This is a genomic window from Cryobacterium zhongshanensis, from assembly GCF_022760445.1.
In the GTDB taxonomy this organism is placed as follows: Bacteria; Actinomycetota; Actinomycetes; order Actinomycetales; family Microbacteriaceae; genus Cryobacterium; species Cryobacterium algoricola.
The window spans coordinates 1,842,288-1,868,023 of record NZ_JALGAR010000001.1 but is presented as its reverse complement, the minus strand read 5'-3'; the positions used below and the strand labels follow the sequence as shown (position 1 = coordinate 1,868,023).

Below are 25,736 nucleotides of genomic sequence, written 5' to 3'. Positions count from 1 at the left end.
GAAGACGAAAAGGCCACATTCCGGACGGATGCCGCCTATGCTGCAGCGATCGCTTCGCGCAGTTGCTCCAGCGTCGGGGCGCCGGCGAACCGTCCAGAGGGCGAGCCTCGCGAGGTGGAGCCGAAATAGCGGAATCGAGGGTGGCGCAGCTGAACACGCCAACTGTCAGCATGAATCCCGCTCATCGGGCATATTGTCCGGCGAGGCACGCGACATTCGGGATTGTTGAACGCGGCGAAGGCAGCGATAGTGCGAGAGAACTCGATCGTTCTCCGGTTGTCGCGCTAACGGTCAACGGGTTTTGGAGAGCCCAGAGTGGGGGCCGCGAGGTCCACAGCCCGGCCTCCGCCCAACTACCGTTCTTGCGGGATAAGACCTTCATCCCCGGACTGGTGTTTGTTAAGCAGGCCTATTAGTTCGTTCACAACGACTCCGATGTTCGCCGGTGTGTGGCCTAAGAGCTCAGCGAGATCTGGGCTCTCGAACGAGAACACGCCGCGCCGAACAAGCGGAAAGAGTATGGCGAACGGTCCGGTGTCTGCATCGCTGACTTCCTCGTGGCTAATCCGCCTCCCGAGAGCTACCGTCAGTGCCGCTGCCATGTCGCTGAAATCCCACCGGGGGCCGCGAAGCTCCCACAACGTCTTTTCCGGCGCGGTGAGAGAGGCAGTTGCGGCAGCTTCGCCCAGGTCAGCGATCGCTGCGGTTGCCAGGCCCTGTCCGCTGCTCGCCGACGTAATAAATCCGTCAGTGCTGGCCTGGGTAATTGCGCGGTCGACGAAGGCATCCGTGTAGAGCGCATTCCGCAGAATTGCATGATGGACGCGGCTTTCGGTGAGTGCGTCTTCGGCGGCTGAGTGGCCCGGATCGTGCCGCGCTCCCATTCCGCTCGTGTAGACCACGTGACGCACCCCGGCGGTTACGGCCGACTCGACAACAGTGCGGTGCTGCTCTGTCCGTACCGCAGGGTCTAGAACAGGGCTCGAAACGAAGATCGCACGGTCCACTCCGGTGAAGGCGGCGTCCAAGGAAGCCGATTCCGAATAGTCCGCGACGCAAGCGGTGAGGCCTTGGGCCACGAACTGAGCCGCGGCTCGGTCAGTGCGCACGAGGACTCGCACTTGTGACGCGGGAACGCGTTGGAGCAGGCTGCGCAGTGCAGCGCTGCCGAGGTTGCCGGTTACTCCAGTTACAAGAAAAACAGTCATTAAATACTCCAGATGAGAGATTTTGTGTGGGTCGAATCGAGCGGGAACCCGAAGGGGGGTTCCCGTTCGAAGGCGCACAAAATCTCCATCCCTGGACGGCGTAGCGGACTACTGCGGCGAGAGTGGATGCTGGTTAGGCAACGCAACGAATGAGCATTCAAATCACTTTAGACCGGGCGCGGTCGAGTCACACACCTCGGGCCCATATGTCAGCACGCCGAGGATCCGCAATTGGAACCCTCAGTTGTACCGGCGGGCGGTCACTCGTTAGGCAGCGGTGCGGCCACTAGGCGTTTCAAGAACGCCGCCATGAAGCGATCAACTCCACAAATAGATCGGTGACCATTCGGCCGTGTTTGATGGTGACACTTCTTCCTCGTCCACACTTGAGGGATGACTCGTGTCGAACCCGTTGATCCCCGTGTTCGTCTCGCCATAACTCAGAGGCCGCCTGGTGCTCCGCGAGGCGCGGTCAGTACGTTCTGTGCTGAGCACGGGATCTCGCGGAAGACCTTTTACGCGATCAAGAAGCGTGATCTCGAGGAGGGCTAGGCCGCGGCCCTCGAGCCGCGCTCCGAGGTGGATCGCTAAGCTGAACCACGACCTTGTCAGTGAGGCGAGGGAAGACAGGCAATCCGATGCAGCAGACTCCCTCATTCCAGAGATTCCGCGCCACGGTGTTGCGCACGCTGATGGTGATAGTGGCCGTGCGCGCGGTGATCATTGCCGGGCTCTTCGTCGGACACTCTCAGCCCGCCACGCTGCTCTTGATGATCATCGCTGGCGCACTTCTCGTCCTCCTGTTTTTGTCCTTTCGACAGCGCGCTCTGAGCCGTCCAAGCATCGCGGCCGTGCTCGTATTGTCGCTGGCGGGTTCCTTGATCTCCGGGCTCGCAGTGAAATCCGTGGCGCTGGCCACAGTGAGCGGATTCACTTTCCTGATCCTGTCCGTCGCAGTTGCGGCGGTGGTAGATGTACTTCCTGCGTGCATCCACAGCGCGGTGGCGACGACACTGGGTATCGTGATCATCTTCCTGAGGTCGTCAGAGGCTGTCATGGTTGCCGTGACTTTCTTGGGTATGACTGCTGCCGCCACGCTCGTCGTGATGATGCTCCGACGTTTCCTGAAGGCCGAGCGTGACAGCGCTATCGACCTCGCACTGACCGACCCTCTCACCGGAGCGGTCAATCGCCGCGGGATGGCCGATCGGGTGCCCTCGCTCAGCGAACTCGCACAGCGAACCGGTCAGGAATTCGGTTGTCTCGTTTTCGATCTGGACCATTTCAAGACCGTGAACGACACTTACGGGCACCAACGTGGCGACCAGGTTCTGATGGACGTCGTGAGCGCCATCCAGCGGGGCACGCGCACAAGCGACCTGCTCGTTCGGCTGGGCGGAGAAGAATTCGCCCTGTTCGCCGTCGTTCCCGACCGGCAGCAGCTAGCAGCCCTCGCTGAGCACGTCAGGACCATCGTCGAGAAGACGCAGCGCGGCATGGCAGTTACGGTAAGCGTGGGCTGCAGTATCGGAGACGGCAGCACCGAGGCCAACCTCGCCGCACTCCTGGCCGAGGCCGACGACGCAATGTACGCCGCAAAGGATGCGGGGCGGAACTCGGTACAGATGAGCGACTCTGAGCGCGGTTCGACAACTGCTTCGGACCACGTCGCGGGCGGCGGCGACCCGGCTCCTGTCTCGCTGGGAATGCAGCCAGAGTGGAACGCCGCCCCCAATCGTTGAGTGGGCTTTGTGTCCGAGAGCCTCGAGACAGAATCCGGCGAAATCAGCGGGCGGAGAACAACCGGGCGAAAAAGCCCACCGTGGTCGGGCCTTCGTTCTCGTGGCCGCTACACCGCTGCGCCTTTGCCGGCGGGGTCGACGCGGTCGAGCGCCTGCTCGCCGAATGTCCCGAGCGGTCGCGCTGAAAGCAGGGTTGCCCTGCCGACGCGGGCCGCCGGGGTCAGGGCTCGTTAACCGTGATGTTTGGCGAGTCGGTACATCGTCCAGTTCAGGCTCAGGAAGCGAACGAACTGCTGAACGAGGTTGCTCCGGCGTCGCAGCTCGCGCATTCCCGGAAGCGGTGCCATATCGATTCGAGCCTGGGCGTTATCCATGCTGGTCTCCGTTGATCGTGTCGTTGAGGCCGGTTATTCGGGGATGAGGTACCAGAGCGGGTAGGCCTTGGCCTTGTAGATGAACAGGGTGTGCAGCATCCGTTTCACCCAGTGCGCTGCGAGCCCGATGTCACCGGTCGTCTCCTGGGGATCCCGGCCGGCCGTGTCCGGGTGCCGGGAGTAGTCCGGCACGATGGGCGACATCGACATGGCCGCCGCAGTGCCAGAGAGCATGCCCGTGCCCGTCGAGGCGATGCACGCCGCGGCCATCTCGCCCATCGAGGCCGTGTGGGTCGGTTCGGGGGAGCCGTGCAGGATCATGTCGGAAATGGTCATTGCCACTGCCTTGCCCATCGAGCCTGAGGGCATGCCGGTGCGGGGCGGCGCCGGGGCGACCAGTACGCCGTCGGGGGTCGCATACGGCCGGGAAATCGCGTGCGGCGGGGCAAACGCGATCCCGATTCCGAACACGTTGTGGTGCAGCGGGGTCTGGTAGGTCCTGGGCCAGTCCTGCGCCGTCCACTGGTCGAAGGGTTTTGCTTCGTAGTTCGCGTCCACCCGCATGAACCCGCTGGGGGCGAAGATCGAATCCGTGATGTCGGTTCCGTCCCGGTCGAAGGCCTCAAGGTTCACGCCGCGGAACGGGGGGAGAAGCATGGCGAAATCGAACGGTTGGGTGTTGTCCGTACCGTCGATTTGTCGGTAGTGGATGAGGCCGGGTTCGATCTCGGTGACCGCGGCCTGGGTGATCGCCTTCATCTTCCGTTCGCGGAAGAGCGATTCCATCCAGGCCTCGCTCGTGATCCTGTGGTCGCCCTGGTTGAAGGTCATGCCGCCGACGCCGAAATCGCCCAGCTCGTGCTCGTTGGTCAGGTAGATGACCTCGGCCCGTTCCCGGACGCCTGCCGCGCGGAGTTCGTGCTCGACATTGAAGGCGTACTCGAACGCCGCTCCCTCGCAGGTACAGGTGCCGTGGCCCACTCCGATCACCAGGGTTTGCCGGCGGCCGGTCTTCAGCGTCTCGATGACGGTGGCCAGGTGCTTCGCCGCGTCGACCGCGTGGCTGGGCGTGCAGACCGACACGGTGTGACCGGCATCCGGGCCGAGCCCCGGGGTCGCCTCGAAGTTCAGCCGGGGGCCCGTCGCGTTAATAAGGTAGTCATAGCGGATGTGCTCGGTCTGGCCGGCCCGCTTCGGGTCGGTGTATACGACATCCACGGCTCCGCGGGGACTGTCGGCATCCCCGTCCGGCCGCAGTGCGACTGCCTTGGCCTGGCGGAAGACGATCTTCTTCCGCCGGTAGATCGGGGCGAGCGGGAAGACCACCTTGTCGGGGCTCATTTTGCCGACACCGACCCAGATATTCGAGGGGATCCAGTTCCAGTTCGAGTTCGGTGACACCACCACGACCTCATGGTTCCTGCCCAGGCGCCGCTTCAGGAATAGTGCTGCGGTGTGTCCGGAAACCCCGGCTCCCAGAATGACGACTCGTGCCATGTCAGACCCCTCAATCCCAGCTTCGATGCTGTTGATCTGAACCATACTCCTATACCTCAGGGGGTATTTGGTTTGACGCGAAGAAAATACCCATGGGGGTATAAAGTGGCACCATGAAAACAGTGATCACAACCCTGGCTCTTGTCCTGACTGCCCTCTTCGGCCTGACTGCGTGTTCGTCGGCTGCACCCGCAGCCGTTCCCGGGGATTCCGTGGTCATCGACGTGCGCACCCCGGGGGAGTATGCGGCCGGCCATCTTGCGGGCGCGATCAATATCGACGTGCAGACACCCGACTTCGACAACAGGGTCGGTGCGCTGTCGAAGTCGGGCGCTTACGTCGTCTACTGCCACTCGGGCAATCGATCGGCCGCTGCCGCCGCGCGCCTCAAGCAACTGGGCTATTCGCAGGTGACGGATGCCGGTGCCATGTCGGCAGCGGCAGCTTCGACGGGCCTCGCGATCGTGACGACCCCGTAGTAAAACCATCGGCCCATCGCAGGCAGGAGAGAGGGGCGCCCACGGTTCGTGGGCGCCCCTCCATCGTCTGTCTGTGTCAGCCACCGAAGGCGGTCAGGTGGTGCTGCGAGGCGGTGAGCAGGTGCTCGTAGACCGCGAGCACGTCGGGAGCGGTCACTCCGGTCTTGGCCGTCGTCAGGTCGGCGATGTCGGTCGTCTCGACCGTGCGGGCCGCTTCCCTGGCAGTGTCCAGGCTCGCCGAGCCTTGTGCGAGCAGGGTGTCGTAGAGCTTCTGGCTGGCGTCGGTCGGGAACTTTCCGACCTCGAGGCCGACGGTAGGGTCGGTGATGCTGTAGCGCTCCAGAAGCGTGCGAACGGCTTCCAGGTGCATCGTCTCCGACCGGGCGATGCGGCTGAAGACCGTCGTGTCGTACTTCTCGGCGAAAGCGACGTACAGGTCATGGGCCAGCTTCTCCTCCGCCGCCATCGCGGTGAGGCTGGCCTTCTGCTCATCGGTGATCGTGCCGCTGGCCACGTCGGCGAGGCCGCTGCCCATGCCCAGACCCATGCCCTCGCCGGCACGGGGACCGCCCTGCATGCCGGTACCGCTGCCTGCGCCCATTCCGTCGCCCATTCCGGTGACGGTGCCCGTTCCGGTGCCCATCCGGTTCATGTTCCCGGTGTGGGTGGAGGGCTGGCTACTGGATGCGGTGGGCCCGGTGCCCTGCGCGTCGCCGCCGCGGTTCATGGCGGCGATGCTCGGTGTGGCGATCAGTGCGGTGATGACCACTCCGCTGGCGATCGCCGTGGTGATAATGCTTCTCCTGCGCATGATGTGCTCCTTCGAATTGTGGATCGTTGCTACGTACACGTTCTCGCCCGGGTGTGCAGGGGGTCTGCCGGGCGTGTGGAGATCCCGTGGAGAAGTCTTGGCGACGGCTTCCGGAGCCGTCCTGACGCTTAGTGTGAAGTCATGTCAACAGTGCTGGTCGTCGAGGACGAACGTGATATCAGGGACGTGCTTCGTCGGTATCTGGAACGAGCCGGATTGTCTGTGCTCACGACCGGGTCGGGAGCGGAGGCGCTCAGTTTGCTCGACTCGGCTGACCTGGTACTCCTCGACCTGGGCCTGCCCGACATCGACGGCACCGACATTCTCCGCGAGGTCCACGGAATGCAGAATCTTCCCGTGATCGTCCTCACTGCCCGAAGCGCCACCGAGGATCGAATCCACGGGCTCGAGCTGGGAGCGGACGATTACGTGACCAAGCCCTTCAGCCCTGCCGAGGTGGTCCTTCGGGTTCAGGCCGTCCTGCACCGTTACACCGGACTCCCCGGAGAGTCCGGCCCGATCACCTACGGCAACCGGCGGCTCCGCATCGATGAGGGCTCCCACAAAGCCTGGCTGGACGGAACCCTGCTCGACCTGACCCCGACCGAATGGGCACTCCTGGCCGCAGTCGCGGCCGCACCGGGACGGGCGTACTCGCGATACGAACTGGTCAACCGGGTGCGCGGCTACGAGTACGCAGGGTATGAACGCACCATCGACTCCCACATCAAGAACCTCCGGCGCAAGCTCGGTGCATCGGGGGCGGACGTCCTGGAGACGGTTCTCGGCGTCGGCTACCGCCTCGGGCTCCGTCGGGACGATGCGTCATGACGACCCGCGGTTTCGGCCTCGGCCCGCTCGGGCGTCGCTTTCTGGTCGCCTTCATCCTGGTCGCGGTGTCATCGGTGGCCGTGCTCACCGGCGCCGCACTGGTTGGGGTCGATCGCGGAGTGCAGGTCTCCCAGCAGGCCGACCGTGAACGGGTGGTTGCGGCCGCGGCCGCGGCGGCCGCCGACGCCTACCGGCAGGCAGCCGGATGGGAACAGGCCGACCTGGGCCGTGCCTTCGCGATCGGCGAAGCGGCATCGGCCCGGCTGGCCATTCTCGACGCTAACGGAACCACGGTGCAGTCCAGCGCTGATAACAGCGGGAACCCCAACAGCCCGGGAATGGGCCAGGGTATGGGCCAGGGAATGGGTCAAGGCTCCGGAATGGGCCAGACAGTCGTATCGACCCCGATCATCAGCGACGGCAGCCAGGTCGGCACCGTCCGGATGAACTTCGGCGCCATGGTCGCAACGCAGGTCATCGACGTGGCCTGGCCCTGGATCGCCGTAGCCGCCATCGTCGCCCTTGTCATGGCACTCGGCGCGAGCTTCCTGGTCACGCGACTCCTCGTTCGCCCCATCCAGGCGATCACCGAGGCGGCACGGTCTTTCACGGCGGGCGAACGGAAATCGCGTGCCACGGGCCCCGGCCCGGGGGAGCTCGGTGAGCTCGCCGTTGCATTCAACGGCATGGCGGATGCTGTCGTGCGGTCCGATCTGGATCGGCGCAACCTGACGGCCGACGTGGCTCACGAACTGCGGACCCCGTTGGCGGCCTTGCAGGCCGGGCTGGAGGAACTGCGCGACGGACTGGTGCAGCCAACTCCGGAAGGCCTCGCCGGACTGCACGACCAGTCGCTGCGCCTGGGCCGGGTGGTGGCCGATCTGGCCGAACTCTCGGCGGTGGAAAGCGCTGGACTCTCCCTGCGCCTCGCCTCCATCGACCTGGCGCAGATCGCCCGCGACGAATGCGCCCTCCGGGAACCGCAACTGCGGGCAGCGGAACTGAACGTGACCGTCAAGTCGGGCGAGCCAGCATTCGTGCGAGCGGATGCCGACCGACTGCACCAAGCCATCGGAAATCTCCTGGCCAACGCCGCCCGATATTGCCGGCCGGGCGACACCGTGACCGTCACGAGCGCGGTCGAAAACGGTCACGCGGTGCTCCAGGTCGCTGACACCGGCCCGGGCATCCCGCCGGACGAACTCCCGCACATCTTCGACCGTCTCTGGCGGGGCCGTGCGGCGGAGCAGGTCACCGGCTCCGGCATCGGCCTGGCTGTGGTGCGCGAAATCGTCAGCAGCCACGGCGGGACCATCCACGCGGCATCCGAGCCCGGCGGGGGAACCACCATCACCATCCGGCTGCCTGCCACGGGTGCTACCCCAGGCTAGGGCCGGCGCGGTTGAACAGTGCCCCGTTCGTCAGCTCACGCCGAGGTTTGCCGGGCGGCAATGCTGGCGCGCACGGCCTCCATGTCCAAAGCCTCCACGCCGGCGATCACCTCGTCCAACGACGAGGCGTTGAGCGCTCCGGGCTGGGAGAAAACAAGGACCTTGTCCCGGAACGCCATCAGGGTGGGAATGGAGCGGATGCCGGCAGCAGCGGCCAGGCCCTGTTCTGCTTCAGTATCGACCTTCCCGAAGACGATCTCGGGGTGCTTGTCCGAAGCTGCGGCAAAGGTCGGCGCGAACATGCGACACGGGCCGCACCAGCCGGCCCAGAAATCCACGAACACGATGCTGTTGTCGGTGATGGTCTCGTCGAAAGTCTTTTCGTTGATGTCAGTGGTAGCCATGCACCGAGAATATACCCCATAGGGTATTGCCTGCAAGGGAGTCAAGCGCTCCACGCGCGTGCCTCCGGAGGAGCCCGCCCTTGCAAAAAGACACCCCTCACAAGAATACCCAGTACCGAATAGAAATACCCCATAGGGTATTAGAGAAGTTCTCTCGGATCTCCCTTACTAACTGTGATGAGGCCAGCTATGCAGAACAGACGAACGGTCGGCGCAGACCCGAAGCGGGGGACAGCGAGACGGCTGGTCGATTCCGTCATGATTGCGGGCAGGTCCCTCCGCCGCTGGTCGGCCCGTCGTCGACTGATCGTCGCCGCCGTCGCCGGGATGGTGCTGGTCGGACTGGCGCTCGCAGCGGGAACCGTGGCTTTCGTCGACGGGTCCCTGGTGTTCCCGGGTACCTGGTGGGCGGATGCGGTCACGGTCCTGGGTGCCGGACTGATCGGTCTGGTCGTGGCCAGTTACGTCGATGCGCCCATCGGTGCGGATGCCACCTTGTGCGACCTGCGTTGGCCGGCGCTCGGCCTGATCTCGCTATATCTGTCGACCGATCTGCGCACCGCCGTGCCTTTGCTCGAGCCGGGCATTCGTCCTGTCGTCAGCGTCGCGGCGATCGCGTTGTTGGTCTGGGCTTTGCTGGCACGGCTGAACAGCGAACACAAGGCAACACGTAGCCAGCGCCGGTCAGGTGCGCCAGGCGACATCGACGGCACCGAAGATGGCGAAGTATGCACCACATGCCGCCCGTTGTTCCCGAGAGCCGGCGGCCGTCCGTGACGGAGGCGGGGACAGCCGACGACATGGAGCCTAACGGTGGCGGCCACGGTCAAGCAGTGACCAGTACCGGGCTCGTCCTGGACGTCAGCGGCGCCGATGCGACCCTGATCCAGGGCGGCATCCGATCCGCGCTCAACGCCCGCGCCCAACTCCCGACGCTCGCGATCGAGATCGTGGTCCAGGGCCCGGTCGTGTTGTTCCTGCGCGCGGGATCGGTCCTGGAACCAGCCCTGACCGAGCTCGCTGCAACGCCCGTGCGGGTGCTGTCCTGCCAGAACAGCATGCGGTCTGTCGGGCTGGATGCTGCTGATCTGCTTCCGAGTGTGTCAGTCGTCCCTGCGGCTGTCGCTCATCTGACCGTTCGGCAGTTCAAGGGCTGGGCGTACATCCGCGTGTGAGCCGGACGAGGCATCCGTCGTGGGCAGGTCGTCGATCGCGGGCTCCTCCGGATTTCGATAGATCGACAGTTCCGGTCCGGGGTGGCGTCGGGTCTGGACGATGATGAGGACGATCCCGGCGATGGCGGCGAGGAGCGCGATGTCCACGTTGATCTTGAGGCCGAAGAGGAAATACTCGGTCGGGTCCAGGCGGAGCGACTCGAGGAACGCCCGTCCTGCGCCGTACCAGAGCAGGTAGAAGCCGAGGGCCTTGCCCCAGCGGAGGGTAAACCGGCGTTCGAGCACGACGATGATCAGGACGACACCGATCGTGTTCCAGATCATCTCGTAGAGGAACAGCGGCTGGAAGAGCGTCCCGGCCGGCAACCCGGCGGGGAAGGCGACGTTCGTCGATTCGATCTCGAGACCCCAGGGGAGGGTCGTCGGACCGCCGTAGAGCTCGTGGTTGAAGTAGTTGCCGAAGCGGCCGAACGCCTGCGCCAGGAGCAGACCGGGAGCGAGGGCATCGGCGAAGGAGAAGAACCGGATGCCGGCCCGGCGGCAGCCGATGTAGGCCCCGATGCTGCCGAACAGGATCGAGCCGAAGATCGCGAGTCCGCCCTCCCAGACGAACAACACCTTCCACAGGTCCGCACCGGGGAAGAAGTAGTCGGTCGGATGCGTGACGACGTGGTACAGGCGGCCGCCGACGATTCCGATCGGGACCGTCCACATGGCGATGTCCATCACCATGCCCGGCTTGCCGCCGCGAGTGGTCAACCGCGCCGAGGATAACCAGACGGCGATGACGATTCCGGTCAGGATGCACAGCGCATAGAAGTGAACGCGCAGGGGCCCCAGATCGAAATAGCTGATGGATGGGCTCGGAATGCTGGTGTGAACCACCGCGTTCACCTTTCGATCGTGCGCATGTGCGCAGCGGGCAGACGTGGGTCTCCCAGAGGTCCCGGAGAAGTCCGATGTCTCGAACCGCCAAAAGCTTATGCTGGCCCGCTTGAATCACCGCACCAGCGCAGCACTCGAGAGCGGATGCTGGGAGGGTTCTCATGAAGTTGCGACTGCTGGACGGCCGGCGCACCCAGCGGGGCAATCTCGAACGCTACGATCGAAACGTGAGACCCGTGTCGAATTCGGTTACTCCGTCGTGGGTCGCCCGAATCGTCGTGGTCACGGCGCTCGTCGGCATCGGGGCAGGAATCGGCGGGCTCGCGGTGAGCGTGCTCCTTCGAACGATCCAGCACCTCGCCTACGGCTATTCGGAAGGCACCTACCTCGACGGCCTGGCGCACTCGTCGCCGCAAACGCGGGTGATCGCCTTATGCGCTGCGGGCGTGATCGGTGCAGTGGGCTGGTGGGCGCTCCGCCGATGGGGGAGACCCATCGTCGCGGTGGATCGAAGCGTTGCCGGGGAGCGGATGCCCGTGCTCGCGACCCTGGTGAACTCGGGCTTGCAGATCGTGATCGTCGGTCTCGGCGCATCCATCGGCCGCGAAATGGCCCCTCGCGAGCTGGGCGCACTGTGTGCGGGCTGGCTCAGTGAGAAAGCAGGTGTCAATACCCGCGAACGTCGTGTCCTCGTCGCATGCGGCGCAGGCGCAGGACTCGCTGCCGTCTACAATGTCCCGCTCGGGGGCGCGCTTTTCACCGTCGAGATCCTGCTCGCCGAGGTCAGTCTGGCCACCGTGCTCCCGGCCCTGGCCACGTCCGCGATCGCGACACTGGTTGCGCAAATCGTCGTGCCCACGACCCCGCTGTACTCCGTGCCGCAGTTCACTCAGACCCCATCGCTCATAGTCTGGTCCCTTGTTGCCGGACCAGTAATCGGATTTGCCGCAGCCGGCTTCGTGCGCCTGGCCGACACGGCCGAGAAACGGCGGCCACAGGGCTGGCGCATCCTCGTCGTGATGCCGCTCGCCTTCACCGCCATCGGACTGCTCGCACTGCTGTTCCCGGAAATCCTCGGCAATGGACGCTCCCTCGGCCAGACCGCGTTCAACGCGATGCTGCCGATCGGACTCGTGGCGGTGCTCCTCGTAGCCAAGGTGGCGGCCACGATCGGTACGATCGGCAGCGGTGCTGCCGGAGGTACTCTGACTCCCTCGCTCGCGATTGGGGCCGCGTTCGGCGTCGTTACGGGCGGACTCTGGGACCTGCTCTGGCCCGGTACACCGGTCGCGGCCTTTGCTCTGGTCGGCGCGGCGGCATTCCTCGGCGCTTCCATGCGCGCGCCCCTGACCGCACTGGTCCTGGTACTCGAATTCACCGGGCAGGGACCGGCGATCCTGATCCCGATGACGCTTGCTGTTGCGGGTGCTGTTGTCGTGGAATACCTTCTCGGGCGACGACGGTTCCTCGGGATCGACTAAACGTTTTGCGGCTCAGACGAGGTGTGAGACGCCCGTGTATGTCGCGTGGGTAGCGAGCCCGTCTGGGAAGAAACCCCCTCACCCACCCAAGGCGCTCACGACGGAGCAGATCGCCGCAATCCCAATCGCGGCCGGCCCGATGCGTCCCACGCGCCGCCGGATGTCAGACCCGAGCACGGGGCACACCCGCATCGCTTTGGGTCGGTGACGCCGAAAGTTCGGTGTGTACGTCGTGATTCTGCTGGTCGCTCTCGGTATTGCCTCGGCCGGCCGGACAACTGCGGGGACTCTGTGGTCGCGGCGCATCGCTGGCATCTCGGTTCTTCCCGTTGCCATCCACGCTCCGACCTGACGCAGCTGCCTACGGGTGTGCGAAGGGCTCGATCGATACCCCCGGCGCTGGAGCCCGGAACCCGGGGGTGTCGCAGGACACCTCCACGAGGTAGATCCAGTTGTCGCCGTCGAACCCACCCGTCACTCGCAGCTGGTCGCTGTCAACCAGTCCAGCGAGCTGGGCCCCATAGGCGAACGAGTTGTGATCCGGGTCGAAGCTGGTGGCGGGGAAGGTCGACGTCCAGACCCGCGCATAGCGTTCAGCGGTAGTCCACGGGTCCTCGTCCCTATCGAACCAGGAGTTCTTTGCGGAAAAGGCGACTTCGTAGCCGTCTGACCTTTTCTCCCAGTGCGGGGTACCACTCAAGTCCTCGGACTCGGTCCAGCAGGTGGACTCCCGTGGCGCGGCGCGCTGCACGTCCCACGTTCCTTCGAACGCAGCGAAGGTGGGCTGGACGGAGCCCGAGATCGTGTCGCTGATGCTCGACCACGCAGTGAGCGTTCCGCCGGACGCAGCGGCCGCTGACGCATGGGCATCGGTGGACTGGGAAGCGCAGCCGGTAACGCCCAATAAGAAAAGCGAGATCGTTGAGAGAACGAATGCGGTGCTTTGGATGCGAGCCATGGCTTCACCTTAAGACCAGCATTGCTGCGGGCGAGTCGGGTGCGGGTATCGCGGACCAGAAGAGCGGCAGGTGGACCTGCGCCGGTTGCGCCGTCAAAGTCGATGCGCGGGTCGTCTCTACCTCGTCCGACACGCGGGCGGACGAGTTGCGGCTCAGCGGTCGGCGACGAGGAGATTGAGCCGTTCGCCGTCGTGCAGGACGGCTTGTTGGGGTTCGGGCAGCCGAACCGTGTTGAGGTAGCCGATGTCGTCGACCGTGATGCCCAACCGGGCGGCGACTTCCTCGATGAGATCGCCCGGAGCGACGACGTAGGCAACGGATGCACCGTCGCGCGTCTCGACGATACCGCGAGCACCGCCGGTTTCGCCGGAATCGGTGGCGCGGAGGTTAGGACGCAGCGGCGCGAACGTCCACTCGATGTCGGCACGGGCAACGATGGTGGCCAGGCAATCCCCATCGACGGCCAAGCCGTACGGTGTCGTGAGAATAACCTGATCAATGGCGGTGGGGTCGCCCCCGACGAAGCGCAGCTCTTGCCCATCCTGGGCGCTGGTGCCGGCCCCGGCGGGACCGAAGTTCATGCGCGGGCCGCTGTCAAAGCAGGTCTGCCCGGCCGGGACCGGCTGAACCGCCGCCATCGCCTCCACCTGGGTCTGCCTGGGCAGAACCAGATCGTGTAGTGACAGCGTGAGGAGCTGACCGTCGGAGTCGAAGCGCACCGTGCCCGTCACGCCGTCGTCGGAGGTGAACTTTCCGCTGCCGATGGTGCCGATCGGTGCCGTGGGTGTCAAACGGTCCGTTGCGGTGGCAACGTGCGACGAATCCGGCGTCGGAGCGGGAGGCCCGGCGCCGTCGACCCCTGCCGTGCAGCCGGCCAGGAGCACCAGCACCCCCGCCGCGCCGCACACCGTTGCGATTCTGCCCATAGCGCACCCCCTGTGAGGGATCTTAGCGGCGCCGCGCCGCGGGTACCCCGTCTATTTTCCCTGACCGGAATCCGGTTCGGTGAGGTGAGGGTGACGTTCAGCACGCAGGGCCGGTTCCCGGACGCACATCCGGCGCCCATCCGCTGGAGTTCCGAAGTCACGGGGAACCCTCTGCGGGACGCGTCCAGGGTGATGGAGGGTTGGTAGCGTGGCCGGATGGCTACTCAAACGCTCATTGTCGCTGCGGTCTGCTTTCGCGACGACGCCGACAGGATACTCACCGTCCGAAAGCGCGGCACCAGCTATTTCATGCTGCCCGGCGGCAAATCCGAGCCCGGGGAAGGTCCTGAAGCAGCCGCTCTCCGAGAAGTTCATGAAGAACTGGGCGTGACGGTCAAGTCGGAAGACCTCGCCTTGCTGGGTAGCTGGACGGGAACCGCCGCAAACGAGCTGGACACACTCGTCGACGCGACCGTCTATCTCAGCACTGTTGTCATCGCGCCGGTAGCGTCAGCGGAAATTGTGGAACTGCGATGGGCAGATCCCACCGCCACGTCCGAACCGGAGTTTCCACTTGCGCCGTTGCTGATTGACTTCGTGTTTCCCGCTCTGACCGCCGCCTAGTGCAGGCTGTTTGCAACGGCTCCCGGCGCGCCTGAGCCGCCCTGGTCACTGCGTGGAACCAACACACCAGAGTCCGGATCGAAACCCTGGCAGGAGTCCAACCAATGCACGCATGGGTCATCGCACTCACGCTACTCACGCCGGGCACGCCGGGGATCACCATGAACCTCTCGGCGTCAGTTCGAGCTTCGACACCTGACGGCGCACACTAATGGACTCAAAGGTGGGCGCTCGCTCGCGACTCAATGTCGTCGCCGGAATCCTCGTTGGTGCCGCGTTCGTATCTTCCTATTTCGCGTGCTGGTTATTGCTTTCGCCTGTTTCGCGGGCAGCGACGTGCTGGGTACAGCTTGAGGATGCTCCGACTTCAGTGTTCGTCGCTGTCGTTCTGGGGATTGGGGGATGCCTGCTCTGGATTGCTGCCAGGATCGTCGCTCGTGGCCAGGCCGCTGCTCAGGGAATATCGATCGCCACCTACTTCACCGTGCCGGCACTCGTGGTCTGTCTGCTGCCATTCGTGGTCGTGGGCGCGTATCCGCCTAGTGAGGCTGGTGTTGAAAGCGATTGTGTCAGGGGTCAACCGTCTGGAATCATCATTTCCTCTGCTGCATTGCTGCCTCTAATTGCCATTTTGATCGTCGCTATCGTGTTCCGCCCACCCACAAAACCGACGTCGCGTGTTGATGCGGACCCACGACAGAACTAATAAACCCGACCCAGGCCGGAGGCATGCGTCTCCGATGCCGCATCAAACGCGGACCGATGGTCACGCGTCAGGCAGAAGGGTGCCTGCCGGGACTCTCACGGATTCCTCGCCGCCGACTAGCTTCTTCTTCATCCTGAAATTGGTCAGCTGTACGCCGGCCGTCAGCGGATGTTGTTCAGCCACGACGGTGAATCCGGAGCGCTCAAAGAAGGGGCGGGCTGTGATGCTGACATTGGCGGTCAGCTCCCTCAGCTGCTCCCGGCGCGCGCGGGCTTCCACATGGCCGATCAGTTGACGTGCCACGCCGCGTCGTAGGTAGCGAGGGGCGACGAACATCATGTCGATATGACCCTCAGAGTCCACGTCGGAGAAACCCGCCGGCACACCATCTACGGTTGCCACGTAACTGTTCCGTGCCTGCATCGCCGTATGCCAAGCGGACAGCTCGCGTGATTCTGGCCGAGCCCACGCCTGAATCTGCTCCGGCGAGTAGTCGGCTGCGGCGGTTTCGGTCACTGCGGCAAGAAAAATGGCCAACGTGTCCGCGGCATCTCCGTGACCATAGGGCCGAATGACAACGACCGACCCATCGACACTCGTGTTCAACTCCACGGAATCAGCATCCCACGGCGACGTTCACAATCGTGCAGAACTCACGGTGTCCGATCGTCGAACGCCCACCGGTTTATGGCCTGGCTGGATGGCCGGGGTCCGTTGGATGTGACGACTGCACTGGCGGCCTGGTAGCGGCCTGGTAGCGGCCTGGTAGCGGCTTGTTCGCAGTGCTGAGTGTCACGCAGGTGCACGTCAGCCGATCGCACCTGGACGACGGAATGCTCTCGAACTAGATTTGACGGGTGAACTGGATGATTGTTACAGGTATCGCAACCGTGATCGCGGTTGCAGCCATTGTCGGGCAGCGTACGGGGTGGGTGGACTTCTCCTGGAAGCAGAAGCGTCGAGGCGGGTCAATGACAATCGCCGATGAAGTATTCAATCCGACACGTTACGAATCGCAGGTAGAGATGGACCGCCAGACGATCTTGCCCGCGCCGGCCCCCTTGCCCGGCGACAATGACAAGGGCAGTTACCGAGGAACCATTCGCATCAAGATTTGACGGTCGTGCCGACGCAGAATCAGAAAGACCGGCGCGGAGAGGAACAGAGCGAAGAGTGCCCAATAGTTGATCTCCTGAAAGACCGTGCCCAGGATGAACGCCAGAAGGAACTCGGTAGTTGACAGCGTGCTCGCGATGATGGCGCGCGACGGCAGTGGGTTAGCCGGCTCTTGGAGGGCCGCGGAGCGGTGCGTGAGTATCGTCATGGACGTCAGGAGCAGGCTGGACACGAACATCGTCCCGATGTAAAAACCGACCACGATCGAATCAGTAGACCAGTGCGCGACCATGGCCGTAGGCAGCGGCAGCACCACAATCGTGAAAGCCCACAGGAGGCTCAAGTTGCGCAGCGCGGGTGAGTACGTCGAGACGTGTTCGAACAGCGCATGATGCGAAATCCAGAGCCGCGCAATCACGGCGAAGCTCAGCAAGAATGCGAGGAGTTCGGACAGGTGGTCGAGAAGGAAGTCCCCTGGCAATACGTTCGTTGGCGTCACGGGGACGAGCTCTGCGAGCGGAAGGATCAGCAACGTGATCGCGATGGCCGCGATCGCATCCGTGAAGAAGATAAGCCGGTCAAGGCCGCGCGTTGTCTGCATGCATCAACGATATCGAGCCCCGCGTCTGTCTCCTCAAGGTCGTTTGTTCGTTCACGGGGTCCCACGATTCGGGATCATCCCCTCTGTGGACTGACCGATAGTGGCGATATCGGCCGTGCGCTTGACCCTGCCCGGGGGTGACGTACGGCGCAAAGACCGCCGTCGACGCCATCGATTTCACCGCGCGTCCAGGTTTGGTCACCGGTTTCCTCGGGTCCAACGGCGCCGGCAAATCAACGACGATGCGGATGATCGTGGGGCTTGACCGCCCCACCGGCGGGACGGTGACGGTGAACGGCAAACCGTACACCCAGCACCGCGCGCCCCGGCACCAGGTGGGGGCACTGCTCGACGCCACAACCGTGCGCGCCGGCCGAAGCGCCCGTAACCACCTGCTCTCCATCGCGGCGACCCATCGCATCGGCACCAGGCGGGTCGACGAAGTCATCGGAATCCCCGGTCTCGAATCCGTGGCGCGTAAGCGCGTGGGTGGCTTCTCACTCGGCATGGGCCAGCGACTCGGGCTCGCCGTGGCACTCCTCGGCGACCCGGCCACCCTCATCCTCGACGAACCGGTCGACGGTCTCGACCGTGGCACTAGTCTGCGTCGTCATCGCTGCCTTCCTTCCAGAAGCCGGAAAACAGACTGTAGTCCGTGCACGTCCGACGCCGCGACGCTGAGGCAATGCCCGGTGACGAATATGTGCGCGATTGGCACTGACCGGCCGCGCGCGTACGCTGACAACGTGACCAGGATCTTCGGTACCGAGTTCGCAGCGGTCTATCCGCTCTACGTTGCGAAAGTGGAGCGCAAAGGCAGGACGACGACGGAGCTCGATCAGGTGATCATGTGGCTGACCGGATTCGACGACACGACGCTACGCCGTCATGCCCAGGGTGGAACAACGTTCGAGGAGTTCTTCGCCGAGGCGCCCATGAATCCCAGCGCGTCGCTGATCACCGGTGTGGTGTGCGGCATCCGTGTGGAGGCCATCGAGGACCCGCTCATGCAGAAGATTCGCTATCTCGACAAGCTTGTCGATGAGCTTGCACGGGGAAAGTCGTTAGAAAAGGTGCTTCGTGCACCTGCCACGGCCAGCAAGACCTGAATTCCCGATCAGTTCCTGCTACAGCCGACTGAAAGTCACGAGTCGCGCCTGCAGGTCCCAGTAGGACGTCGCGGTCGGTGTCTGACGGTTGTCGCGGAGGGCCGTGACAGTGTCCACGGCCCTGTCTATGGCTGCTCGGTAGGGAAGGGAGCCCGAACTTACGCGCCTCACCCCCAGATCGCCGAGTTCGGCCACAGTCAGGGAAGGGTGTACGAGCACGTTGACCGGCAGCGCGACATCCGCCGCGATCCTCCGGATGTCCTCAGGATTCACAAGGCCGGGCACAAAGATTCCGTCGGCCCCGGCGTCGGCATATGCGCGTGCACGGAGCAGTACTTCCTCGACTGTGGCCTGCTCGGCGAACCAGAAATTGTCTACCCGCGCATTGACGAAGATGTCCGGACTCAGACGTTTGACTGCGGTGATCTTGCCGGAAGCCGTCGATGTGGCCACGAGGTGGCAGTCCCGGCTGTCCTCAAGGTTGATGCCAGCGACCCCGAGCGCCCGCAGTTCTGCTACAAACTCCGCGACCTCCGCTGGGTCGTCGGAGTAGCCGTCTTCGACGTCCGCTGTGAGGTGGACCGAAAGGTGGCGCAGTCGCGCCGCAAGTGCGATGGTTGCCGCCTTGCTCGACCCACCGCCATCCGGCATTCCGGCGCTGGCCGCGATGCCGAAGCTGGTCGTGCCGACGGCCGGGAATCCGGCATCCGCGAACGCGAGGGCAGAGCCAACGTCCCAGGCGTTCGGCAGCACGAGGGGAGACTCACGGTAGTGGAGTTGCCGAAAAGTTGACATCATTGTTCCCGTCCCGCTCCAGCCGAATCGATGAGCACTCGTCAGCGTACTAGCGGGAGTCGAGCGCGCAAGCCGGACCGAACCTTACCGAGTCTCGTCGGGTTCCTTCGCGAGCCACAGCTCATGCACTGTTGCCCACCAGCGGGCCAGGGCCTCGCGTTCGGGCTGTGTCGCAACAGCACCAGATGAAACCAGGTCCCGGCCGATCGGGAGGTCCATGCACGCCTCGTCGAGAATGCGTGCATCGACATAGCCGAGTACGGATCTCAGCGTGGCGAGTGCACCGTGGCCGCGCCCCGGGGTCGCCACGTTGATCCACGCGACCGGCTTCTGGGCCAGAACGCTGCTACCGATAGTCCAATCCAGAAGGTTCTTGAAGCTGCCGGGAAGCGTCCCGGCATATTCCGGCGTGCTGAACACCACCGCGTCTGCGGTCCTGATCTGTTGCCGCAACTCCGCGACCGGGCCCGGAATGGGGTCGCGATCATCGTCCGGATTGAAGGCGGGCAATGATGACAAACCCCCGTACACGAGTGCACTGGAACCTGTGGGAGCCAGGTCGCGCACCGTGGTCAGTGCCGCGCCGTTGGTTGAAGATCGCCGGGTGCTGCCCGAAATGAGGAGGAGTCTCATGTTCGTATTTCCCATTCAGGACACAGGAGGGGAGGGAGTTGGAAGGTTCGTCACGTCGAAGGCCGTCTTCGGCTCAGACGCCTCAGCGAGCCGTGAATTCACGTGCCGTGCGCGCAGAGCGTACTGATTGGTAATGTCGCGCGGCTCGAGCGCGGTTGCCGCAGGCGACCGAGCACCATTCCCGCCTGGGGTGTGTCTTCACGAAGTAGAGCACGCATCCGGGTGCATGGCACGCCCGCAGCGCTGAACCGTTTTCACCCAGAAGGTGCTGTGCTTCATAGGCGACGTCGGCCAGGCCGGCAACCACCGGAGACACAGCGGATGCGGGGGAGAGCCTGAGAGTCGCTCCGCTCAGTCGCAGGTGCGGGATCGAACGCTGGCTGGCGGCGGCGTTGACAGTGAGCAGCGCCTCCTCAACGCTCGCCACGGGCGAGTCGGCACTCCGGCGATCATCGTCCGTGAGGTGGGCTGCCAGCCGCCGAACGGCGTCTCGCAGATTCCGCGCTGCCAGGAACTCGTCCCGAGTCGTTGCGGCGCTTGCCCGATCGATGCCGACGGCATCCAGCCAGGCGTCTACAGCGACCGGTGTCGCGAAGTCGTCGTGCAGCCCGTCTGTGTCTGCCCAGATAGTCGCCATCAGGCGGACCGACCTCGGCTCGTCGGCGAGCACCCAGCTGCGGTCTGAGCTCTTGTTTCCCATGTGCACAAACTATCACGGATGAATTCACTTGAATGCGTTAGAAGAACGTGCTAGTAATTGTCACGGAAGAACTCGAGTTCATGCATTAGCACGCGAGAGGACACAATGATGATTGGAACACCCTGGCTCGCTGATGTGGGCTTTCACGCCGGCGAGTTGGCCGTGCAGCGCAGGGCGGGTGTGACGCAGGACGCAGCCCGATTGTCGGGGATGCTCGGGCCCGTTGCTCTGACCGCCGGGATGGCCGGGTTCCTCAGGGATCGCACGTTCCTCGTCATCTCCGGGAGGGATCCTTCCGGACGTCTCTGGACGTCTCCGTTGGTCGGACGTCCCGGGTTTTTGGAGGTGCTGTCGGACACCTCCGTTGCGGTTCATGCCGCGCTCCCCGCGGGCGACCCCCTCCGCGGGCTGAAGGCCAGTCAGAAGATCGGGATGGTCACGGTCGAATTCGCCACCCGGCGCCGGGTGCGCATCAACGGCATCCTGACCGTGAGCGACGGCGATCTCCTCGTCGTGGAGGTCGAGCAGGCCTACGGCAACTGCCCGCAGTACATCCAGCCACGTGTCCTCGTACCCCGCGAAATCGATGGGGCGGGCGGCGACTACGTCAGACAAGGCAGCACGCTCTCGACGGATGACCGTGAGCTGATCCGTGCCGCAGACACGTTCTTCCTCGGCACCGCGAACCCCGAGCGGGGGTCTGACGCGTCCCATCGTGGCGGTCCCTCCGGGTTCGTCCGCATAGACGAGCGCGGGCTGTGGTGGCCCGACTTCACGGGCAATAATCTCTTCAACAGTTTCGGCAACATCGCCGTCAACCCCGAAGCCTCCCTGTTGTTCATTGAATTCGCGACTGGTCGGTCGCTACAGCTATCCGGCACGGTCCAGATCGAGTGGGGCGAACCCGGTCGGCCTGGAGATGACGGACGCACGGGTCGAATTGCTCACTTCGCACTGCAACGACTTGTGGCCGGCCGAATTCTTCCGGCCCGGGAAATCACTCACACACCCTCTCCACGCAACCCCGCGCTGACCGATCGACAAGGACGGTTCCGGTGACCGAATCCCGGCAGCAGGCATACGCCGCCCTTGCCCGGATGGACCGCGATCTCGGTCGCCTCGTCGACCGGTACGGCACACCCGACCCGTTCGAGTTCCACGACGGGGGTCGCGCGTCCGGCAGCAACTTCGCCGCCATGAGCCTGCACATCCTCGGACAGCAGATCTCCACCACCGTGGCCTTCCTTCTCTATGACCGCCTGAGGGATGCGATCGGTGATACCCCGACGGCGAAAGATGTGCTCACTCTCGGTCAGGACTCGATCAAGGCGCTCGGTACCTCTCGATCGAAGGCGGGCTATCTGATCAATCTCGCCGACCACGTCGCTTCGGGTGTCCTGGACATCGAGAACATGGGTGGTCTCTCGGACGACGACGCGATACAGGCCCTGGTGGCGGTCACCGGCATTGGAGTCTGGTCTGCGGAAATGTTCCTGATCCACCAACTGCATCGCCCGGACATCTTCCCTGCCGGTGACGTGGGACTGCGAAACGCCCTGAAGCGTCTCTACGGGAGCGCAGAGATCCCGGCTGTGGCGGCGGCACACGAGACGGGCCGCCGCTGGCGGCCATTCCGCACATATGCTGCAGCGCTGTTGTGGCGTTCCCTCACAGTCCCGGTCGAGCTTTAATCGGACAACCGGAAAGTGGCGCGGTGAGAGGCGCCGACTGAACTCAACCACGGAAGGAAAGTAGCTGAATGAATGCGAATCAGGAGGCCAATGGCGAGACCCGCCTGGCCTATATTCTTGGTGTCCCCCTGGCCGCGAGCGTCGTGCGCCAATGGCCGCAAATGGGAGAAATCGTGCGCACCCGCACACTCATCGGCAGTATCGAGGGCAACTTCGCGGAACTGACCCTTGAAGTCGGCAGACGCCTGCGCCTCGGAGATGTCCTGGTCGTCGAGTGGACCTGCAACTACGGCGACGGACGCCTGTATCGCAACGTGACCATCGGCGAACTCGAGAACGGGGAGGCCGTGCGCGTCACCGACTACTGGGGCGAACCCACCGACACACCCCTCTGGCGCGTGCCGCTCACCGACCGGCTCGACATGCCCGGCGACGGCATCTGGAAGGACAACGATCACCTGAGCCACCATTGATGTGGAAGTGAGTCGGGAACAGGTCGGCGGAGTCCGCTCACAGGGCGGCGTCGTCGCGCGGCACCGTCGGCATCGGGTGTATCGTGCTCGCTGACCGAGGCCCGCCAGGTCCAAATCCAGGAATCGACCCGCTACGAGGGCTTCCGACGACGACAACCGACGAGCGTCGTCACCGGGACGCACGCGAGGCTGGAGAGAGGAATTCCCATGAGAGTTCTGGCGCACACCTGGCGGTTCGCCGCAGCTGTCATCGCTGCGGGGCTACTGATTCTCCCGGCAGGAACGGCCGCAGTGGCCGCTTCGTCGAACGTGCCTGCCGCGTCGACGCCGGCTCCGGCAGCACAGGACACTCGGGGACCGCAGTTCTACAGCGGTCTCGCCATCGATGTCTCGGGCCAGGTCGACGGTGACGTGTATGCCGCAGGCCAGAGTGTCACCATCAGCGGAACCGTCACCGGTGACGTGATCGCCGCGGCCCAGACCGTCACCATCACCGGGAAAGTTGACGGTAATGTGCGACTCGTTGGGGGCACGATCATCATCAGCGGTGACGTCCTGCGCAGCGGAACAGTCTTCGCGGGCACGGTCAACGTCACCGACACCGGATCGATCGGCAAGGACCTGGTCAGTGCCGGGGGAGACGTCGCGATCGTGGGGGACGTCGGTCGGGACCTGCTCCTCAGCACCGGTCAGCTCAGCATTGACGGAACGGTCGGGGGCGACGTCACCTACGAGAGCGACAAGGCCGCCCGGATTGCACCGGGGGCGGTCAGCGGCACCGTCGAGCACGTGCAACGGCAGCAAACGCCCGAGGTGAAGCCCTCACCCGGGGCAGTGTTCATCGGCTGGCTCCTCGGGTTGCTCTACGCGCTGGTCGCTTTGAGTCTCATCACCATCGCCGCGGCCCTGCTCGTTCCGCGCGTGCTCCACCGGGTGACCGACTACCTCGTGCCGTCACCGTGGAAGGCCTTGCTCGTGGGGTTCGTGGCATCCATCGCCGCACCAGGTGCCATTGTGGCTCTCCTGGTCTCCGTCATCGGCGCGCCTCTGGCGCTGGCAGTCCTGTTGGTGTGGATCGTGCTGACGCTCGCGACGTTCGTGTACGGTGCGTACTACATCGGGCGGCTCCTCTTCCGCGGCAACCAGCATCCCGTCGTCACGGCACTCGTTGGTGGCCTGATCCTCATCGTCGCCCTGAACATTCCATGGCTCAACATCGTTGTGTGGGTCGCCATGGTGCTCTTCGGTCTCGGTGCACAGCTTCTGGCCATCTACGGTCAGCGTCCGTGGCGTACCCGGGCCGTGACGGTAGCGATGCCACCCGCAGCGCCGTCACCCGCAGCACCGTCACCCACGGTCGGAGACTTTCCGCAGACACTGGCCTGATATCGCCACGAGGGGCACGAGGGGCGCCCGCGGGGTTCCTCGTCGTGCACCAGCCATCTGACCGCGCTGCCTCAGCGGCGGCCCAGTCGGCCGATGGCGAACCCGACGAAACCGATGAGTCCGCCGACGGCGACCCAGCCTGCTGCGCGTCCTCCGCGTCCCATGCCGGGCAACGGCTGCGCCGCCGAGGCCGCCGTCGACAGCGCGGCCACCGGAGCCGCCTGCGACACCGGCGCCGCGGCATCCGGTGTCGGGTCGACGACGGATGCGTTCCGCACGAAGAGCACGAACCACGCGAACACGATCAGCACGGCGACGAGCTCGAGGGCAGTCAGGTTGTAGTACCCGATCGGGTACCAGAGCAGCACCGCACCGCCGATCGCGAGCACGAAGACCGTCGTCGTGACGACGAAGCTGCGGGGGAGGTCCTTCAGCACCAGCGGGACCAGCACGATGAGTGCGACGAAGCCTACGACGGCGGAGGTGGCAAAGGTGTTGTGCACGACGAAGCTGACGTCGACGGGCACCAGGCCGACGCCGATGAGCGCCACGCCGACGATGATGATGATGATCCGCACGAGCGGCACGCCGCGGAGGTCGCTGCCGGCGGCGCTCTGCCGCGAGCGCAGGTCCAGGGTGAGGTAGTCCGCAAGCGTCGTCATCACGAGTCCGGCGAGCAGGATGGTCAGGTTGAATGCATACGCGGAGGAGGCTCCGCCCATCCCGAGCGCGCTGAAGTTCGCCTGCCACCAGCGTGGGTCGGCCGCCGTGAGCATGCTCGAGAAGACGCCGGCGGCGAGGAACAGCCCCAGCAGGGAGGCGAGCCGGGTCGTCGTGATCTCCGCGGCGAGAAGGAACAAGGCGAAGGTGCTCGCGGCGACCGTGAGCGTGACGAAGAGGGTTGCAGCGAACGGGTCGAGCAATAGCTCGCGGAACGCAAGCTGGAACACCGCGTAGACCGAGCTGATCAGGAGGCCGGCCATTGCGGCGCCGGTCAGGGACAGGCCGAGGGTGTCGAGAATGCGCCGGACTCGGGCGCGACTCCTCCAGCTCGCGGAGTGCCGGGTGAAACGGACATAGGACCAGCCGAAGACCGGGAACCCGATCAGGCCGGCGATCTGGGCCGACAGTCCGCCGACGGACACGGTGCCGGCGAGCCCGACGGCGTTGCCGCCGAAGATGACCACTGCGCCGAGGAGGCCAGCGAGTGCGGCCACAGCGGCGGCGATCAGCGCACCGGACTCGACCTCTGACCGGCCGCCAGCACTGGTTCGCTCGTATTCCACGAGCGTTGCCGGGTCCGCGCGGGAAAAAGTCATCTCCCTATCCTGTCCCGCTTTCGCGGCTGCGGTCACCGGACGGCCGTGACACCCCTGGAGGGCGCCGGTCTAGGCGGGCGGGGCCTCACTGACAAAGCAGGAAATCGCACTCGCAAGATCCGGCCGGATCATTCGCGCGACAGGGGTGCCGAATTCAATGACCTCGTAGCCGTCGCGGTTTCTGGCGATGAAGCCGATCACGCTCAGCGCATTGTCCTTCGCGATTCGGGAGTCGCTGACCCGCCATTCCCTTCTCGACAGCGCGCGCACCTGGACGTCGCCGGGCGAACGGGACTGGAGCGTGCCTGCGATCATGATGGGTCCTTTCGTCGACCTGAACCGACCGTAAGTCTGGTTCCTGTCCGTTGCCTTGGGACCCGATGTGAAGCGGATGAGCGTGGGAGCCTTCTGCTCGGGGCG

Annotated in this window: 29 protein-coding genes and 1 pseudogene; 16 read left to right on the top strand and 14 right to left on the bottom strand. The window is 64.6% G+C overall.

Annotated features, from left to right (window positions below):
* Positions 1-353: 353 nt before the first annotated feature.
* Entirely contained in the window at positions 354-1,208 is an 855-nt protein-coding gene (locus tag MQH31_RS08515; protein ID WP_243011622.1) for an NAD(P)H-binding protein, read from the bottom strand.
* Positions 1,209-1,601: 393 nt separating this feature from the next.
* On the opposite strand from MQH31_RS08515, the pseudogene MQH31_RS08510 reads away from it, so the two are divergent.
* Positions 1,602-1,757 (top strand): annotated as a pseudogene (locus tag MQH31_RS08510) (IS481 family transposase); the annotation flags it as partial.
* 89 nt (positions 1,758-1,846) lie between these two features.
* Complete coding sequence (locus MQH31_RS08505; protein ID WP_243011621.1) at positions 1,847-2,950, top strand: GGDEF domain-containing protein; 1,104 nt, start codon at positions 1,847-1,849, stop codon at positions 2,948-2,950.
* Between the two features lie 407 nt (positions 2,951-3,357).
* Here the strand turns inward: MQH31_RS08505 and MQH31_RS08500 are convergent, their stop codons facing one another.
* On the bottom strand, positions 3,358-4,821 hold the full coding sequence (locus MQH31_RS08500) for an NAD(P)/FAD-dependent oxidoreductase (RefSeq protein ID WP_243011620.1): 1,464 nt from the start codon (positions 4,819-4,821) through the stop codon (positions 3,358-3,360).
* A 113-nt stretch (positions 4,822-4,934) separates the two neighbouring features.
* On the opposite strand from MQH31_RS08500, the gene MQH31_RS08495 reads away from it, so the two are divergent.
* Positions 4,935-5,300 (top strand): rhodanese-like domain-containing protein, encoded by a 366-nt coding sequence (locus MQH31_RS08495; protein WP_243011619.1) that lies wholly within the window; start codon positions 4,935-4,937, stop codon positions 5,298-5,300.
* A gap of 76 nt (positions 5,301-5,376) precedes the next feature.
* Here the strand turns inward: MQH31_RS08495 and MQH31_RS08490 are convergent, their stop codons facing one another.
* Entirely contained in the window at positions 5,377-6,111 is a 735-nt protein-coding gene (locus MQH31_RS08490) for a ferritin-like domain-containing protein (RefSeq protein ID WP_243011618.1), read from the bottom strand.
* A gap of 141 nt (positions 6,112-6,252) precedes the next feature.
* Between MQH31_RS08490 and MQH31_RS08485 the strand changes: the two genes are divergently transcribed.
* Complete coding sequence (locus tag MQH31_RS08485) at positions 6,253-6,942, top strand: response regulator transcription factor (RefSeq protein ID WP_243011617.1); 690 nt, start codon at positions 6,253-6,255, stop codon at positions 6,940-6,942.
* The gene (locus MQH31_RS08480) at positions 6,939-8,333 is read left to right on the top strand and encodes a sensor histidine kinase (protein WP_243011616.1); all 1,395 of its coding nucleotides are present in this window, start codon (positions 6,939-6,941) and stop codon (positions 8,331-8,333) included. The genes MQH31_RS08485 and MQH31_RS08480 overlap by 4 nt, the downstream gene beginning before the upstream one ends.
* A gap of 35 nt (positions 8,334-8,368) precedes the next feature.
* Here the strand turns inward: MQH31_RS08480 and MQH31_RS08475 are convergent, their stop codons facing one another.
* On the bottom strand, positions 8,369-8,737 hold the full coding sequence (locus MQH31_RS08475; protein WP_243011615.1) for a thioredoxin family protein: 369 nt from the start codon (positions 8,735-8,737) through the stop codon (positions 8,369-8,371).
* A gap of 189 nt (positions 8,738-8,926) precedes the next feature.
* Between MQH31_RS08475 and MQH31_RS08470 the strand changes: the two genes are divergently transcribed.
* Together MQH31_RS08470 and MQH31_RS08465 are read left to right on the top strand one after the other, a co-directional pair.
* On the top strand, positions 8,927-9,514 hold the full coding sequence (locus MQH31_RS08470) for a hypothetical protein (RefSeq protein ID WP_243011614.1): 588 nt from the start codon (positions 8,927-8,929) through the stop codon (positions 9,512-9,514).
* Between the two features lie 56 nt (positions 9,515-9,570).
* Complete coding sequence (locus MQH31_RS08465; protein ID WP_243011613.1) at positions 9,571-9,912, top strand: DsrE family protein; 342 nt, start codon at positions 9,571-9,573, stop codon at positions 9,910-9,912.
* On the opposite strand, the gene lgt is transcribed toward MQH31_RS08465, so the two are convergent.
* Entirely contained in the window at positions 9,841-10,797 is a 957-nt protein-coding gene (lgt, locus tag MQH31_RS08460) for a prolipoprotein diacylglyceryl transferase (protein ID WP_134531729.1), read from the bottom strand. The genes MQH31_RS08465 and lgt overlap by 72 nt on opposite strands.
* A gap of 161 nt (positions 10,798-10,958) precedes the next feature.
* Here lgt and MQH31_RS08455 point away from each other — a divergent pair, with 161 nt between their 5' ends.
* On the top strand, positions 10,959-12,278 hold the full coding sequence (locus tag MQH31_RS08455; RefSeq protein ID WP_243011612.1) for a chloride channel protein: 1,320 nt from the start codon (positions 10,959-10,961) through the stop codon (positions 12,276-12,278).
* 361 nt (positions 12,279-12,639) lie between these two features.
* On the opposite strand, the gene MQH31_RS08450 is transcribed toward MQH31_RS08455, so the two are convergent.
* Together MQH31_RS08450 and MQH31_RS08445 are read right to left on the bottom strand one after the other, a co-directional pair.
* A complete protein-coding gene (locus MQH31_RS08450) occupies positions 12,640-13,236 on the bottom strand; it encodes a hypothetical protein (protein WP_243011611.1) in 597 nt (198 codons plus the stop codon).
* A 153-nt stretch (positions 13,237-13,389) separates the two neighbouring features.
* Positions 13,390-14,163 carry a hypothetical protein gene (locus tag MQH31_RS08445; protein WP_243011610.1) on the bottom strand — a complete coding sequence of 258 codons (774 nt, stop codon included), beginning with the start codon at positions 14,161-14,163 and terminating at the stop codon, positions 13,390-13,392.
* Positions 14,164-14,379: 216 nt separating this feature from the next.
* On the opposite strand from MQH31_RS08445, the gene MQH31_RS08440 reads away from it, so the two are divergent.
* Both MQH31_RS08440 and MQH31_RS08435 read left to right on the top strand, forming a co-directional pair.
* The gene (locus MQH31_RS08440; protein WP_243011609.1) at positions 14,380-14,787 is read left to right on the top strand and encodes an NUDIX hydrolase; all 408 of its coding nucleotides are present in this window, start codon (positions 14,380-14,382) and stop codon (positions 14,785-14,787) included.
* A 211-nt stretch (positions 14,788-14,998) separates the two neighbouring features.
* Positions 14,999-15,493, top strand: coding sequence for a hypothetical protein (locus MQH31_RS08435; protein ID WP_243011608.1), 495 nt, complete (start codon positions 14,999-15,001; stop codon positions 15,491-15,493).
* Between the two features lie 60 nt (positions 15,494-15,553).
* Here the strand turns inward: MQH31_RS08435 and MQH31_RS08430 are convergent, their stop codons facing one another.
* On the bottom strand, positions 15,554-16,105 hold the full coding sequence (locus tag MQH31_RS08430) for a GNAT family N-acetyltransferase (protein ID WP_243011607.1): 552 nt from the start codon (positions 16,103-16,105) through the stop codon (positions 15,554-15,556).
* Positions 16,106-16,350: 245 nt separating this feature from the next.
* Between MQH31_RS08430 and MQH31_RS08425 the strand changes: the two genes are divergently transcribed.
* Positions 16,351-16,611 (top strand): hypothetical protein, encoded by a 261-nt coding sequence (locus MQH31_RS08425; RefSeq protein WP_243011606.1) that lies wholly within the window; start codon positions 16,351-16,353, stop codon positions 16,609-16,611.
* Here the strand turns inward: MQH31_RS08425 and MQH31_RS08420 are convergent.
* Entirely contained in the window at positions 16,581-17,210 is a 630-nt protein-coding gene (locus tag MQH31_RS08420; RefSeq protein ID WP_243011605.1) for a TMEM175 family protein, read from the bottom strand. The two genes, MQH31_RS08425 and MQH31_RS08420, sit on opposite strands and share 31 nt — an antisense overlap.
* Before the next feature lie 137 nt (positions 17,211-17,347).
* Here MQH31_RS08420 and MQH31_RS08415 point away from each other — a divergent pair, with 137 nt between their 5' ends.
* A complete protein-coding gene (locus MQH31_RS08415; protein ID WP_243011604.1) occupies positions 17,348-18,319 on the top strand; it encodes a DUF2200 family protein in 972 nt (323 codons plus the stop codon).
* 18 nt (positions 18,320-18,337) lie between these two features.
* On the opposite strand, the gene MQH31_RS08410 is transcribed toward MQH31_RS08415, so the two are convergent.
* From MQH31_RS08410 to MQH31_RS08400, 3 genes are all read right to left on the bottom strand, one after another.
* Positions 18,338-19,117 (bottom strand): isocitrate lyase/PEP mutase family protein, encoded by a 780-nt coding sequence (locus MQH31_RS08410; RefSeq protein ID WP_243011603.1) that lies wholly within the window; start codon positions 19,115-19,117, stop codon positions 18,338-18,340.
* Between the two features lie 81 nt (positions 19,118-19,198).
* Complete coding sequence (locus MQH31_RS08405) at positions 19,199-19,747, bottom strand: NADPH-dependent FMN reductase (protein ID WP_243011602.1); 549 nt, start codon at positions 19,745-19,747, stop codon at positions 19,199-19,201.
* A gap of 82 nt (positions 19,748-19,829) precedes the next feature.
* The gene (locus tag MQH31_RS08400; protein WP_243011601.1) at positions 19,830-20,447 is read right to left on the bottom strand and encodes a CGNR zinc finger domain-containing protein; all 618 of its coding nucleotides are present in this window, start codon (positions 20,445-20,447) and stop codon (positions 19,830-19,832) included.
* A 105-nt stretch (positions 20,448-20,552) separates the two neighbouring features.
* Here MQH31_RS08400 and MQH31_RS08395 point away from each other — a divergent pair, with 105 nt between their 5' ends.
* The 4 genes from MQH31_RS08395 to MQH31_RS08380 all read left to right on the top strand — a co-directional run bounded on the left by MQH31_RS08395 (position 20,553) and on the right by MQH31_RS08380 (position 23,997).
* Complete coding sequence (locus MQH31_RS08395; RefSeq protein ID WP_243011600.1) at positions 20,553-21,506, top strand: pyridoxamine 5'-phosphate oxidase family protein; 954 nt, start codon at positions 20,553-20,555, stop codon at positions 21,504-21,506.
* Entirely contained in the window at positions 21,503-22,138 is a 636-nt protein-coding gene (locus MQH31_RS08390; RefSeq protein WP_243011599.1) for a DNA-3-methyladenine glycosylase family protein, read from the top strand. The genes MQH31_RS08395 and MQH31_RS08390 overlap by 4 nt, the downstream gene beginning before the upstream one ends.
* A 68-nt stretch (positions 22,139-22,206) precedes the next feature.
* Positions 22,207-22,611, top strand: a complete 405-nt coding sequence (locus MQH31_RS08385) for a nuclear transport factor 2-like protein (protein WP_243011598.1) — start codon at positions 22,207-22,209, stop codon at positions 22,609-22,611.
* 207 nt (positions 22,612-22,818) lie between these two features.
* On the top strand, positions 22,819-23,997 hold the full coding sequence (locus tag MQH31_RS08380; protein ID WP_243011597.1) for a bactofilin family protein: 1,179 nt from the start codon (positions 22,819-22,821) through the stop codon (positions 23,995-23,997).
* A gap of 71 nt (positions 23,998-24,068) precedes the next feature.
* Here the strand turns inward: MQH31_RS08380 and MQH31_RS08375 are convergent, their stop codons facing one another.
* Both MQH31_RS08375 and MQH31_RS08370 read right to left on the bottom strand, forming a co-directional pair.
* Entirely contained in the window at positions 24,069-25,316 is a 1,248-nt protein-coding gene (locus MQH31_RS08375) for a hypothetical protein (RefSeq protein ID WP_243011596.1), read from the bottom strand.
* Between the two features lie 69 nt (positions 25,317-25,385).
* Entirely contained in the window at positions 25,386-25,631 is a 246-nt protein-coding gene (locus MQH31_RS08370; protein WP_134531745.1) for a hypothetical protein, read from the bottom strand.
* Positions 25,632-25,736 lie beyond the last annotated feature (105 nt).

Bases quoted from the DNA above. Each gene is read 5' to 3' on its own strand.
- MQH31_RS08515 (WP_243011622.1), bottom strand. From the start codon at position 1,208: ATGACTGTTTTTCTTGTAACTGGAGTAACCGGCAACCTCGGCAGCGCT.
- MQH31_RS08505 (WP_243011621.1), top strand. From the start codon at position 1,847: ATGCAGCAGACTCCCTCATTCCAGAGATTCCGCGCCACGGTGTTGCGC.
- MQH31_RS08500 (WP_243011620.1), bottom strand. From the start codon at position 4,821: ATGGCACGAGTCGTCATTCTGGGAGCCGGGGTTTCCGGACACACCGCA.
- MQH31_RS08495 (WP_243011619.1), top strand. From the start codon at position 4,935: ATGAAAACAGTGATCACAACCCTGGCTCTTGTCCTGACTGCCCTCTTC.
- MQH31_RS08490 (WP_243011618.1), bottom strand. From the start codon at position 6,111: ATGCGCAGGAGAAGCATTATCACCACGGCGATCGCCAGCGGAGTGGTC.
- MQH31_RS08485 (WP_243011617.1), top strand. From the start codon at position 6,253: ATGTCAACAGTGCTGGTCGTCGAGGACGAACGTGATATCAGGGACGTG.
- MQH31_RS08480 (WP_243011616.1), top strand. From the start codon at position 6,939: ATGACGACCCGCGGTTTCGGCCTCGGCCCGCTCGGGCGTCGCTTTCTG.
- MQH31_RS08475 (WP_243011615.1), bottom strand. From the start codon at position 8,737: ATGGCTACCACTGACATCAACGAAAAGACTTTCGACGAGACCATCACC.
- MQH31_RS08470 (WP_243011614.1), top strand. From the start codon at position 8,927: ATGCAGAACAGACGAACGGTCGGCGCAGACCCGAAGCGGGGGACAGCG.
- MQH31_RS08455 (WP_243011612.1), top strand. From the start codon at position 10,959: ATGAAGTTGCGACTGCTGGACGGCCGGCGCACCCAGCGGGGCAATCTC.
- MQH31_RS08450 (WP_243011611.1), bottom strand. From the start codon at position 13,236: ATGGCTCGCATCCAAAGCACCGCATTCGTTCTCTCAACGATCTCGCTT.
- MQH31_RS08445 (WP_243011610.1), bottom strand. From the start codon at position 14,163: ATGGGCAGAATCGCAACGGTGTGCGGCGCGGCGGGGGTGCTGGTGCTC.
- MQH31_RS08440 (WP_243011609.1), top strand. From the start codon at position 14,380: ATGGCTACTCAAACGCTCATTGTCGCTGCGGTCTGCTTTCGCGACGAC.
- MQH31_RS08435 (WP_243011608.1), top strand. From the start codon at position 14,999: ATGGACTCAAAGGTGGGCGCTCGCTCGCGACTCAATGTCGTCGCCGGA.
- MQH31_RS08420 (WP_243011605.1), bottom strand. From the start codon at position 17,210: ATGCAGACAACGCGCGGCCTTGACCGGCTTATCTTCTTCACGGATGCG.
- MQH31_RS08410 (WP_243011603.1), bottom strand. From the start codon at position 19,117: ATGATGTCAACTTTTCGGCAACTCCACTACCGTGAGTCTCCCCTCGTG.
- MQH31_RS08405 (WP_243011602.1), bottom strand. From the start codon at position 19,747: ATGAGACTCCTCCTCATTTCGGGCAGCACCCGGCGATCTTCAACCAAC.
- MQH31_RS08400 (WP_243011601.1), bottom strand. From the start codon at position 20,447: ATGGGAAACAAGAGCTCAGACCGCAGCTGGGTGCTCGCCGACGAGCCG.
- MQH31_RS08395 (WP_243011600.1), top strand. From the start codon at position 20,553: ATGATGATTGGAACACCCTGGCTCGCTGATGTGGGCTTTCACGCCGGC.
- MQH31_RS08385 (WP_243011598.1), top strand. From the start codon at position 22,207: ATGAATGCGAATCAGGAGGCCAATGGCGAGACCCGCCTGGCCTATATT.
- MQH31_RS08380 (WP_243011597.1), top strand. From the start codon at position 22,819: ATGAGAGTTCTGGCGCACACCTGGCGGTTCGCCGCAGCTGTCATCGCT.
- MQH31_RS08375 (WP_243011596.1), bottom strand. From the start codon at position 25,316: ATGACTTTTTCCCGCGCGGACCCGGCAACGCTCGTGGAATACGAGCGA.
- MQH31_RS08370 (WP_134531745.1), bottom strand. From the start codon at position 25,631: ATGATCGCAGGCACGCTCCAGTCCCGTTCGCCCGGCGACGTCCAGGTG.